This window comes from Paenarthrobacter sp. 22069 (genome assembly GCF_052046035.1).
Lineage (GTDB): Bacteria > Actinomycetota > Actinomycetes > Actinomycetales > Micrococcaceae > Arthrobacter.
Map to the genome: position 1 here is coordinate 110,689 of NZ_JBQEQF010000012.1, position 11,441 is coordinate 122,129.

12 protein-coding genes are annotated in these 11,441 nt (G+C 66.7%); 8 read left to right on the forward strand and 4 right to left on the reverse strand.

Features of this window, described 5'->3' with window-relative positions:
* Window positions 1-45: 45 nt before the first annotated feature.
* Window positions 46-1,515, reverse strand: coding sequence for a lipase maturation factor family protein (locus tag ACTJK0_RS11695; RefSeq protein ID WP_440745293.1), 1,470 nt, complete (start codon window positions 1,513-1,515; stop codon window positions 46-48).
* A 92-nt stretch (window positions 1,516-1,607) separates the two neighbouring features.
* Here ACTJK0_RS11695 and dxr point away from each other — a divergent pair, with 92 nt between their 5' ends.
* The 8 genes from dxr (at window position 1,608) to ACTJK0_RS11735 (ending at window position 8,904) form a co-directional block, all read left to right on the forward strand.
* The gene (gene dxr / locus ACTJK0_RS11700) at window positions 1,608-2,792 is read left to right on the forward strand and encodes a 1-deoxy-D-xylulose-5-phosphate reductoisomerase (protein WP_440745265.1); all 1,185 of its coding nucleotides are present in this window, start codon (window positions 1,608-1,610) and stop codon (window positions 2,790-2,792) included.
* 17 nt (window positions 2,793-2,809) lie between these two features.
* Window positions 2,810-4,141, forward strand: coding sequence for a M50 family metallopeptidase (locus tag ACTJK0_RS11705; RefSeq protein WP_440745266.1), 1,332 nt, complete (start codon window positions 2,810-2,812; stop codon window positions 4,139-4,141).
* An 88-nt stretch (window positions 4,142-4,229) separates the two neighbouring features.
* Window positions 4,230-4,916 carry a MarR family transcriptional regulator gene (locus tag ACTJK0_RS11710; protein WP_110544758.1) on the forward strand — a complete coding sequence of 229 codons (687 nt, stop codon included), beginning with the start codon at window positions 4,230-4,232 and terminating at the stop codon, window positions 4,914-4,916.
* Window positions 4,917-5,068: 152 nt separating this feature from the next.
* Window positions 5,069-5,665, forward strand: coding sequence for a hypothetical protein (locus ACTJK0_RS11715; RefSeq protein ID WP_110544759.1), 597 nt, complete (start codon window positions 5,069-5,071; stop codon window positions 5,663-5,665).
* A 92-nt stretch (window positions 5,666-5,757) separates the two neighbouring features.
* Complete coding sequence (locus tag ACTJK0_RS11720; RefSeq protein ID WP_110544761.1) at window positions 5,758-6,051, forward strand: YciI family protein; 294 nt, start codon at window positions 5,758-5,760, stop codon at window positions 6,049-6,051.
* Window positions 6,052-6,084: 33 nt separating this feature from the next.
* Window positions 6,085-7,251, forward strand: coding sequence for a flavodoxin-dependent (E)-4-hydroxy-3-methylbut-2-enyl-diphosphate synthase (gene ispG / locus ACTJK0_RS11725; protein ID WP_043452822.1), 1,167 nt, complete (start codon window positions 6,085-6,087; stop codon window positions 7,249-7,251).
* Complete coding sequence (locus ACTJK0_RS11730) at window positions 7,214-8,104, forward strand: GNAT family N-acetyltransferase (protein ID WP_110544763.1); 891 nt, start codon at window positions 7,214-7,216, stop codon at window positions 8,102-8,104. Before ispG ends, ACTJK0_RS11730 begins: the two co-directional genes overlap by 38 nt.
* A 53-nt stretch (window positions 8,105-8,157) precedes the next feature.
* Window positions 8,158-8,904, forward strand: coding sequence for a hypothetical protein (locus ACTJK0_RS11735; protein WP_440745267.1), 747 nt, complete (start codon window positions 8,158-8,160; stop codon window positions 8,902-8,904).
* 63 nt (window positions 8,905-8,967) lie between these two features.
* Here ACTJK0_RS11735 and ACTJK0_RS11740 read toward each other — a convergent pair whose 3' ends face one another.
* From ACTJK0_RS11740 to ACTJK0_RS11750, 3 genes are all read right to left on the reverse strand, one after another.
* The gene (locus ACTJK0_RS11740) at window positions 8,968-9,510 is read right to left on the reverse strand and encodes a TetR/AcrR family transcriptional regulator (protein WP_440745294.1); all 543 of its coding nucleotides are present in this window, start codon (window positions 9,508-9,510) and stop codon (window positions 8,968-8,970) included.
* A gap of 119 nt (window positions 9,511-9,629) precedes the next feature.
* Window positions 9,630-10,382 carry an ABC transporter permease gene (locus ACTJK0_RS11745; RefSeq protein ID WP_181422499.1) on the reverse strand — a complete coding sequence of 251 codons (753 nt, stop codon included), beginning with the start codon at window positions 10,380-10,382 and terminating at the stop codon, window positions 9,630-9,632.
* Window positions 10,382-11,218, reverse strand: coding sequence for an ABC transporter ATP-binding protein (locus ACTJK0_RS11750; RefSeq protein ID WP_440745268.1), 837 nt, complete (start codon window positions 11,216-11,218; stop codon window positions 10,382-10,384). Before ACTJK0_RS11750 ends, ACTJK0_RS11745 begins: the two co-directional genes overlap by 1 nt.
* Between the last annotated feature and the right edge of the window lie 223 nt (window positions 11,219-11,441).

The window sequence follows — 11,441 nt, forward strand, 5'->3', positions numbered from 1 at the left end:
CGGCGGAGGCGCTCCCGGCGGCGCAATTCCTTCCGCTGCCGGCACTTAGCGTTGCCGGCCGGGCGACCGCCGCAGTGAGGTTGGTGGAATGGGCTCGTAGAGCAGTGTCCGCACCCACCGGTTGCCGGTCTCCCGGAACTCCTTCCGGCTGGCGAAGCGGTAATGGAAGCTGCGCACGCGCACCCAGCGCGGGGCAGCGCCGTCGAACGGATCATGCCGCAGCAGCCGCAGCACCTGCCGGTCCGCGGCCAGGAGCTTGGCCAGGAACGCGTAGAACCACTCCTCATGCACGCTCCGCAGGGGCAGGAACCACATCAGCCAGTCCAGCCGCAGATGGTAAGGGGCCCATTGCCGTGGAATCCGGCGCACGTCACCGGGTTTGCCCTTGAAGCCGTACTCACGCCAGTCCAGGCCGTCGTCGGGGTCCTCGTCCAGCGTGCCCTCCACGACAATTTCAATGCGCTGCTTCGTCACCGTTCCAAACGCCCCGTACGCGTTGACCAGCTGCCACCGGTTGAAACTGGCGTTCATCAACTGGCGGCGGGAGAACAAATTCCGCAGCGGCCAGTAGCTCAGGACCAGCAGCAGCACTGACGCCGCCAGGGTGATGGCCAGCCACCACAGGGGCGTTTGCCGCTGCACTCCCGTGGCCGCATCCCAATCGGCGGGAATGGCCGGGATGACGGCATGCGCCACGGGATCGCTGACCGCCGCGAACGCCAGCACGATTGCCATCCAGTTCAGCCAGGCAAAGTTTCCACTGGCCACCAGCCAGAGCTGGGTGACCACCACCACCGCCGCAGCGACGCTGGCCACGGGCTGCGGCGCGAACAGCAGGAAGGGCACCACCAGCTGGGCGATGTGGTTGCCCACCACCTCGATCCGGTGCAGGGGCTTGGGCAGGAGATGCGCTTGGCGGCTGAGCGGTCCGGGCATCGGCTGTGTCTCGTGGTGGTAGTACAGCGCCGTCAGGTCGCGCCACTCCCGGCCGCCGCGGATCTTGATCATCCCCGCGCCGAATTCCAACCGGAACACCAGCCACACGGTCAGGATCAGGATGGTCCGGGGCGGCACCGTCTGGTCCGAACCCAAGAACGCCACGGTGAAGCCTGCCTCCAGGAGCAGCATTTCCCAGCCGAACCCATAGAACGTCTGGCCCACGTTCACGATCGACATGTAGAGCAGCCACAGGGCCAGGAATGCGATCAGCGGCACCCAGGGCGGGCCCAGCTGGGGGACGCCGGCCACAAGCAGCGCCGACACCAGCAAGCCAGCGGCGCAGACGGTGCGCAGCAGCCGGTCGGAGTACCGCCAGCGGAAGAACGTGGGCCGGCGCAGCCGGGTAAAGGCGGCCAGGAACTCCGGCACGGGGAGCAGGCCGCGCTCGCCGAGCAGGGCGGGAAACTGGTTCAGCGTGGACAGGAACGCAACGCAATACAGTGCCGCCACACCCCGTTGCAGCACCTGCCGCGCGAATTCGTACTCCGGTGCGTCGAACCACGAGAGCCAGTCCACGCAATCCACGTTACGCCCGCCGGCACGGCGGTCAAGGCACAGCAGCAGGTCAGGGGCACGGCAGGCCGTGACGGGTGCGGGATACTTAAGTAATGCAGCCACGAAGAGTCGTCCTCCTCGGATCCACCGGTTCCATTGGCACCCAGGCGATTGACGTCGTCGACGGCGCCCCGCACCTGTTCGAGGTAGTGGCACTCAGTGCCGGGGGCGGCAACCTTGAGCTCCTGGCGCAGCAGGCCGTCCACACCGGCGCCGCTGCGGTGGGAATTGCCGGCGGGGATCCTGCCCGGCTGGCGTCGCTGATCGGCGACGCCGCCGCTGCAGCCGGCCGCCCGGGTTACCGGCCGGAGATCGTGGCCGGGCCGGACGCCTCCGCCCGCATTGCCGCGATTGAGGCGGACGTGGTGCTCAATGGCATCACCGGGTCCATCGGCCTGGCACCTACGCTCGCAGCCCTCAAAAGCGGAGCTACTCTTGCCCTTGCCAACAAAGAGTCCCTGATCGTGGGCGGGAGCCTGGTCAAGGCCGCAGCCCGCGAAGGCCAGATCGTCCCCGTCGATTCGGAGCACTCCGCAATTGCGCAGTGCCTGCGCTCCGGCACTGCCGCCGAGGTGGACAAGCTCATCCTCACAGCTTCGGGGGGACCGTTCCGGGGCAGGAGCCGGGAGGAACTCCACGCAGTTACGCCCCAGGAGGCCCTTGCCCATCCCACCTGGGACATGGGAGTTATGGTCACCACCAACTCGGCCACCCTGGTGAACAAGGGCCTCGAACTCATCGAGGCACACCTCTTGTTCGATATCCCGTTGGACCGGATCGACGTGGTGGTGCATCCCCAGTCCGTCGTCCATTCGATGGTGCAGTTCATTGACGGCTCCACCATCGCCCAGGCATCCCCGCCGGACATGCGGCTCCCCATCGCCCTTGGGCTGGGCTGGCCGGACCGGGTGCCGGGAGCCGCCAGCCACTGCGACTGGACGCAGGCCGCCACGTGGACCTTCGAGCCGCTGGACACTGGGGCCTTCCCCGCCGTCGGCCTGGCCAAGGAGGCAGCGCGGCAGGGGAGCACGTTCCCGGCTGTGTTCAACGCCGCCAACGAGGAAGCCGTCACGGCCTTCCACGCCGGCCGGATCCGGTTTACTGACATCGTCGACACCGTCGCGGCCGTTCTCAGCGAACACTCAGGTTCTTCCGGGCTGACGGTGGAATCGGTGCTGGATGCTGAAAGCTGGGCACGCGCCCGCGCCCACGAACGTTTAGCAGTCAGCAGCCTCTAGGAAGCAGCAGCACCTCCATGACCCCTGTTCTACTTTTCATCCTCGGCGTCGTCTTCGTCGCCCTTGGCATTGCGGTATCCATCGCGCTCCACGAGGTGGGGCACCTGGTGCCGGCCAAGATCTTCAGGGTGCGCGTGACCAAGTACATGATCGGTTTCGGGCCCACCCTGTGGTCGCGCCGCAAAGGCGAAACCGAATACGGCGTGAAGGCCGTGCCGCTCGGCGGCTACGTCTCCATGATCGGCATGTACCCGCCCAACAAGGAGGACGGTTCCGTCCGGCCCTCCAGCACCGGCATGTTCCAGACGCTTGCCACCGAGGCCCGGTCCATGGCGCACGAGGAAGTGGGCCCCGGGGACGAAAACCGCGTGTTTTACCGCCTCCCGGTCTGGAAGAAAGTGATCATCATGCTCGGGGGTCCGGCCATGAACATGATCCTTGGTGTGCTGCTCACCGCCGTGCTGCTCATGGGTTTCGGCTTTGCCACGGCCACCACCACTATTTCCGATGTCTCCAAATGCCAGGTGGCAGCGGGGCAGACGGTCGATCCAAATTCCGCCGACTGCCAGCTGACGCCCGCCGCGGCGGCCGGCCTGAAGCCCAATGACACGATCACCTCCTTTGACGGCAGGCAGGTCACCAGCTGGGACCAGTTGACGGAGTGGATCCGGGCTTCCGCCGGCAAGCAGGTAGCCATCACCGTGGAGCGGGACGGCAGCGAGGTGTCCACCACCGTCACCCCTGTCCTGTCGGCCCGGCCGGTCATGGGTGCCGACGGACGGCAGGCCACAGACGCTGCCGGCAACCTGCAGTACCAGGACGTCGGATTCCTTGGCATCGGTGCGCAAACGGCGCTGGTGCCCCAGCCGGCGTCGTCCGTCCTGCCCATGGCGGGGGAGAACATCCGCCAGGTGGCCGGGGTTGTCTTCAACCTGCCGGCCCGCGTGGTGGGCGTTGCCAAGGCTGCCTTCAGCGAAGAGCCCCGCGATCCCAACGGCCCCATCAGCGTGGTGGGCGTAGGCCGGGTGGCCGGCGAGGTGGCGGCCATGGAAGCCGTGCCACTGCAGTCGCGGGTCGCCACGCTGGTTGGCCTGCTCGCCGGCCTGAACTTCGCCCTCGCGGTATTCAACCTGATCCCGTTGCTGCCGCTGGACGGCGGCCACGTGGCCGGGGCGTTGTACGAGGGCGCGCGCCGCTGGGTTGCCAGGCTTCGGGGACGCCCCGATCCCGGCGCCTTCGACATCGCCAAACTGCTTCCCGTGACGTATGTGGTTGCGGCACTCCTGATGGGAATGAGCATGCTGCTGATCTACGCGGACATCGTCAAGCCCGTGAACCTCTTCGGGTAGATATTCCTGCTCCAGATAAAATCGGTTGGTAGCCAGGAATCAGCCAAATCTGATTGATTATGTGCGATCAGCCGTTTAGGGTTGAGGCATGTTCGTAATGACCATTGACCAGCGCGGAAGTACCGGAGACCAGGACCGGGTCCCTGCCCTGCTTGCCGAGGTTGCGCGGCTGGATCTGGCGAATTCGGAACCGCCCGTCTTCGACCGCTCCGTGGGGGATGAAGTCCAGGGTGTGGTGCGGGACCCGTCCGCGGTGGTGGAGATCGCCCTGCACGCCCTCCGCGCCGGGCGATGGTACGTCGGGATCGGCGTCGGAACCGTTGCGCTGCCCAGCGGCGCCAGCCCGCGGGAAGGATCCGGAACGGCTTTCGTTGCGGCCCGACGAGCCGTCGAACTCGCCAAGGGTGCCGGCTCCCAGGTGCCGCTGTCAGTGGTGCCGGGCATCATGGCAGGGGAAAGCGGCGGGGGAGGCCCAGCCGGGAAAGGGGTCCAGGCGTGTGCCAACGCGGAAGCGGTGCTGCGGCTGCTCGGCCGGCTCGTCCAGGAACGCACCGAGGCACAGTGGCGCGTGGTGGATGCGCTCCGCCGCCTGGGTGCGGGCAGCGCGGGGCCTGGCCGGCATGGAAGCCAGAAGCAGGTGGCGCATGAACTTGGAATTTCGGAGCAGTCGGTGAGCCGTACCGTGTTGCGGTCCGGGTGGCAGGAAGAATGGGCAGCCAGGCCGGCTGCTTCCATGCTTCTGGACCTGGCAGACTCGCAGATAGCCCGGGCCTGAAGGAATTCCCGCCCCGAAGGACCTGGCGCCTGAAGGACAGGCCTGGCGCCGGAAAGGGCCTGGCGCCTGAAGGGCAGGCCTGGCCCCGGCAATGGGGTCTGGCCCTGGCAGCAGCCGGTTCGGACCCCCGGATCGCGGAACAAAGGAGACAGGTGAGCGCACTTTGGGTGGCAACGGCCCTTCTGGTCGCGGGCTTTGCCGGCTGGCCCGTCACCGCACTGGTGTTCAAGCTGGCCAGGACCATCGATGACAAGGCAGACGCCGCCAAGGCAGCGGAGGATTCCCGCCGGGCGGAGCAGGACCCTTCCGCCGATGTCACCGTGGATGATCCCTCCCGCGAACCTGCGGGAGCCGGCGAAACCGTCGTTCCCCGCACTCCCGCGGATGCGTCCCCTGCCGCTGCAGACGGCGCCACAGGCCTGGGCGGCCAGGCCGTGGACGGCGAGTTGAGCGCCCCGCCCGGCCACCCGGCGTCGGACGGGACTGCCGCCGGGCCCGCCCAACCAACCCAGCGCATCCTGCGCGGCGGCGCCATCATCGGCGTGCTCGAACGGCTGGGGGTTTGCCTTGCCATCCTCGCCGGCCAGCCGGTGGCCATCGCCTATATTGTCGCCATCAAGGGCCTCGGCAGGTTCGCCGAGCTGAAGGAGACGCCGGTGGCCGCCGAACGGTTCATTATCGGCACCCTCACCTCCATGCTCTGGGCGGCCGGAACCGCCGCAGCAGCGAAGGTCCTCTTCCTGCAGTGAGCGTCGCTGGTGCCGCTCTGTCTCCGGTACTGGACCGTCCCCGGAACTGTATGGGTACGCTGGCACGCCTGCCATGGCGATAGGGTAGCGGTATGACAGTTTTTGCCGTTGAGTACGTTTATGCCGCAGACTCCACCCAAACCCGCAACGAGGTCCGTCCCGCCCACCGCGAATGGACCGGCGGCCTGGCAGAGGATGGCGTCATCGTGGCTAGCGGCCCCTATGGTGACGGAGCGGGTGCCCTGCTGATCTTCAAGGCATCGGACGAAGCCGCCCTCAACTCGATCCTCAAGCAGGACCCTTTCGCCGCGGCCGGCGTGATCGCCGGAACGCGCATCACCGAGTGGTCTCCGGTAACCGGCATCCTGGCCGGGATTGCCGCGTAGCCGCCTTTTACCCTTTCAACTCAAGGAGTCCACGTGACCTCGGTCAGCCTGGGAATGCCGTCCGCACCACCGCCCGTCCTTGCCCCCCGCCGCAAGACGCGCCAGATCAAAGTCGGTTCGGTAGGCGTAGGATCCGACTACCCCATCAGCGTGCAGTCCATGACCACCACGCCCACCACGGACATCAACGCCACGCTGCAGCAGATCGCCGAACTGACGGCGTCCGGCTGCGACATCGTCCGCGTTGCCTGCCCATCCGCCGATGATGCGGAGGCACTGCCCATCATCGCCCGGAAGTCCCAGATCCCCGTTATTGCGGACATCCACTTCCAGCCCAAATACGTCTTTGCGGCCATCGAAGCCGGTTGCGCTGCCGTGCGGGTGAACCCCGGCAATATCCGCAAGTTTGACGACCAGGTCAAGGAGATCGCGGCGGCCGCGAAGGACCACGGAACCTCAATCCGCATCGGCGTCAACGCAGGCTCCCTGGAGCCCGGCATCCTTAAGAAGTACGGCAAGGCCACGCCCGAAGCCCTGGTGGAATCCGCCGTCTGGGAAGCGTCGCTCTTCGAGGAGCACGGCTTCCACGACTTCAAGATCTCGGTCAAGCACAACGACCCCGTGATTATGGTGGCAGCTTACGAGATGCTCGCGGAAAAGGGCGACTGGCCCCTGCACCTCGGCGTCACGGAAGCCGGACCTGCGTTCCAGGGCACCATTAAGTCGGCCACGGCGTTCGGGGCGCTCCTGTCCCGCGGCATCGGTGACACCATCCGCGTGTCCCTCTCCGCTCCGCCGGTGGAAGAGATCAAGGTGGGCAACCAGATCCTCCAGTCGCTGAACCTGCGGCCACGCAAGCTGGAAATCGTGTCCTGCCCCTCCTGCGGCCGCGCCCAGGTGGACGTGTACACTCTGGCGGAACAGGTCACTGCCGGTCTTGAAGGGATGGAAATCCCGCTGCGTGTCGCCGTCATGGGTTGCGTCGTCAACGGCCCCGGGGAGGCACGCGAAGCTGACCTTGGTGTTGCTTCCGGCAACGGCAAGGGACAGATCTTCGTTAAGGGCGAGGTCATCAAGACTGTTCCGGAGAGCGCGATTGTTGAGACACTGATCGAAGAGGCCATGCGTATCGCGGAAGAGATGGGGGAGGCCGATGGCGAAGATGCTGTCAAGGGTAGCCCCGTGGTTAGCGTCTCGTAAGGACGTTGCCGACCCCGCGGGGCTGTCAGTCCGTACGCTCGACGGGCAGGACACCCCCGCGCTGACATCGCTGGCCCTGCAGGACCCGGTGGCCAACGTGTTCATCCTGGCCCACCTCCGGGCCACAGGGACGGCGGCACCCACCAGCGGCGGTGCCGGCGTCATCGGAATATTCGACGACGGCGTTCTGGCGGGTGCGTGCTGGGCCGGAGCCAACCTGGTTCCGGTCCAGCTCGATCCCGCGCTGGCGCCCCTGGTGGCGCAGGCTGCCAACAGCTCCGGGCGCAGGTATGCGTCCGCTTTCGGTCCCGCCGCAGCAGTGTTGGCCCTCAATACCGAACTGGCGGAGCTGGGCCACCACGCCCACGAGGTCCGCGGGGACCAGCCCCTGATGGTCATTGACGGCGCCCCCCAGGTGCAGGCCAATCCCGGCCTTGCCCAGGGAAACCTCGCCGACTTCGACCGCATCCTTCCCGCCTGCGCCGCCATGTTTGAGGAAGAAGTCGGGTATTCGCCCTATTTGGGTGGCAGGGAGTTCTACAGCCGCCGGGTCGAGGGCCTCATCCGGCAGGGGCATTCCCTGGTCCACCTCAACGAAGCCCGCGAGGTGGTGTTCAAAGCCGAGCTCGGAGCGGTGACCGAAGACGTTACCCAGGTCCAGGGCGTCTGGATGAACCCGATTTTCCGCGGCCAGGGGCTGAGCGCCGGCTACATGTCCGCTGTGGTGGAGCAGGCCCAGAAGATCGCCCCGGTCACCAGCCTCTATGTGAACGGCTTCAATACCCGGGCCAGGTCAACTTACGAACGGGTCGGCTTCCGCCAAGTGGGGACATTCGCTACAGTTCTCTTCTAGCCGGCGAACGCCGGCGCACAGCTGCATATTGGGGGAAAAAATTGAAGACGTCCGTGCTGGGAACTTTTGGGGCCTCGGTCCTTTTGGCCATCTCCATCTCCGCCTGCGGCGGACCAGCTGCCCCACAGGCCGCGGACTCTTCCCCGGCAGCAGCCCAGACAACGACGCCGGTGCCCACTCCAACCGCCACACCCACGCCAACACCCACCGCCAAGGCATATACGGCCGAAGAGCTGGCTGCCATCGTGGGCCAGGTCAGGGACGCGGCCGACCGGAGGCTTTCCGTCCTGCCCACCGGGGATATCGCCAGTACCCTGGAGCAAACCAAGTCCATGCTCGCATCCATCGACGTCAAGCCAGCTGAATGCAAGGAGCTTGCCGCCGCCAGCACGGTGCCATCAGTCGACGGTGCCGCCATGGCGGTCGGTATGAGCACCGATAACGGCACCGGCGCGGTCACGGCACTATCGCTGGTGGCAGGCCTGGATCAGAGCTTCCTCGCCAAAGTCACGGACTCCCCGGAGCAGTTGGCGAAGTGCCCGTCAATGACCATGACCGCCTCGGGAATGGAGATCGCTGTCACGGTGCAAGCCGTTCCTGGGGTCAGCTCGGTTCCCGGCGCTGTTGCATACCGCACGGACAGCACATTGCCTGACGGCCGCACGCAGTCCACGCTCACGGCCCAGGCGGTCCGGCAAGGGGTTGTTCTTACCTCTGTCGCATCCGGCGGCGAAAGCGAGGCCGACGCCGTGCGGCGGGCAGGCGCGCTGATGGACGCTGCTGCCGCCCTCATCAAGTAAGCCGGCCGCTGCCCGAACCCTGGTCACGCAGGCCAGCATGGTGGTGCGCTCCAACCAACAAAGTCATGCGAGGGGTCCGGTGAGGTACCGCTGCACGGTCGGGGCCACGAGCCGCACAACGTCCTGGGGCGCTGCGGACGCAAGCGGCTCCAGCCGGACAACGTAGCGGACCATCATCAGCCCCACCACCTGGGTGGCCACGAGGCTTCCGCGCAGTGCCACCTCCTCAGGTGTCCCGGGGACGCCGGCCATGATCCGGCTGATCACCCGTTTGGCCACCATGTCCCGCAGGAGCGCCGTCTTGGCTTTGGACCCGATCGTCCCGCGGAGGAAGGCCAGCAGGCCGGCCTGGGCGGGGCTCTCCCAGAGCCGGAGGACCGTCCGGACAACCAGTTCCGCCCGCTGGTCAGGATCCGTGCCGGCCATGCCTGCCAGGATCTTGTCCGGGTCGGCAGGCAGCTCCACGCTGAGGGCGAAAAGTTCGTCCTTGCCCGTGAAGAAGTGGTGGATCATGGCCGGATCCACTCCTGCACTGCGCGCGACCTGCCGCAGGCTGGTGCCCTCGAAACCGTGCTCGGCGAAGAGTTTGCGGGCGACGTCCAGGATGAGGTCCCGGGACTCCGTGGTGCCGCCGCGGCGCCCTCTGCGGGCCGTGGCTGTTCCGCCGGCTGTTCCGGCTCGGACCCTGCCAGACCGGCCAGGACTGCCCGCCGGATTCTCCAGCCTCACGTCCGCCGCCGCAGCGTCAGGGCGGACAACACCAGTACGCCCAGGGCGATGGCCGCCATGGCGAACGCGTCCTGCAACAGCCGGCTGGTCGCCTCCGCATGGGCCGCGATCTCCTGCAGGGCGTCAACCGAAAAGGTCAGGGGCAGCACGTTGGAGACTGCCTCCAGGACATCGTTCATCCGTTCACGCACCACGAACAGGCCGCACAGGAGGATCTGCGGCACCACCACGATTGGCATGAACTGGACCGCCTGGAACTCGGTCCTGGCAAAGGCTGAACAAAACAGTCCAAGCGCCACGCCCAAAACCGCATTGATCACCGCAATCATCACCACATAGCCCGGCGCGCCCGCGATATCCAATCCGAAGACCCAGTAGGCCACCGCGGTGGCCACCAGCGACTGCAGTGCGGCCATGAGGGAAAAAGCCAGGCCGTAACCGAACAGCAGGTCGGCCTTGTGCACGGGAGTGGTCAGCAGCCGCTCCAGCGTCCCGGACGTGCGTTCCCTCAGCATGGTGATGGAGGTGACCAGGAACATCACCACGAACGGAAAGATAGCCAGCATCATCAAGCCCACCCGGTCGAAGGTGCGCGGGACGCCCGGCGGGAGTGTCTCGTTTTCGTAGAGGAAATACACAGCCGCCAGCAGCAGTGCAGGCACTACCAGGATCATGCCTATGCTGCGGTGGTCGTGGCGCAACTGGCTGAGCACCCTGCGCGCCGTCGCGAGCATCATCCGGACGTCCATCACCGCACGCTCCTGTTCTGTTCCATTCCCGCACTATCACCGCTCCGGGAGGTGTCCTGCCCGGGCGGCCTCCCGCCGTCGTACTCTTCCTGCTCCCTGATGATTGCCAGGAAGGCCTGCTCCAGATTGCTGCTGTGGCCCTTCCTGCCGAGCTCCTCCGGCGTCAGATGGGCCAGGAGCCGTCCGTTCCGCAACAGCAGCAATGAGTCGCACCGGCCGGCCTCCTCCATCACATGGCTGGAGACCAGCAGCGTTGTACCCGCCCCGGCCATGGCACGGAACCGTTCCCAAAGGTCGGCTCGCAGGACGGGATCCAGGCCCACGGTTGGCTCGTCGAGGACCAGCAGCCGGGGGCGTGCCACCAGGGCGCAGGCCAGGGACACGCGGTTGACCTGCCCGCCGGATAAGTCGGACGCCTTTCGGCGCGCCAGGGATTCAAGCCCGACGGCGGCGATCGCCTCTGCCACGTCGGTTTTGCCTTTGCGGTGCATCGCCCCGAAGTAGCGGACGTTTGCCTCCACCGTCAGGTCGGGGTAGACGCTGGGGGACTGGGTGACATAGCCCACCTCCCGGCGCAGGGCAGGGCTTCCGGCGGGCAGCCCCAGCACCTGGATGGTCCCGGCGGAGACCCGCTGCGCCCCTACGATGGTCCGCATCAGGGTGGTCTTGCCGCTTCCGGACGGCCCCAGCAGCCCGGTGATTTGTCCGGCGGGGACCGTGAAATCCAGTCCATGGAGCACGGGCTGCCGTGCAAGCCTGACAGTAAGCCCGGCGCCCACGATGGCATCGGCACGGGGGCCGGGCTGGGCGGTTCTGGATGCTGCGGGGTGGGACACGGCTGCCTCCGGATGCTCTGCCAGGGAGCCCGGGAAACTCCTCCCGGAATTCATCACCTGATGAATTAAAGCTAGGTGCCCTCGGGGAGGGGGTCAACAGGTTTACCAAGTCAAAACCCTTGCCAACGTGTGCGCGATCACATAAGTTCGATCTAGCTGCGCTGGAAGTGGCGTGGGCGGTCTCACCAGTCCTCACCAGTACTCAGGCGATAACGGCGTTGGG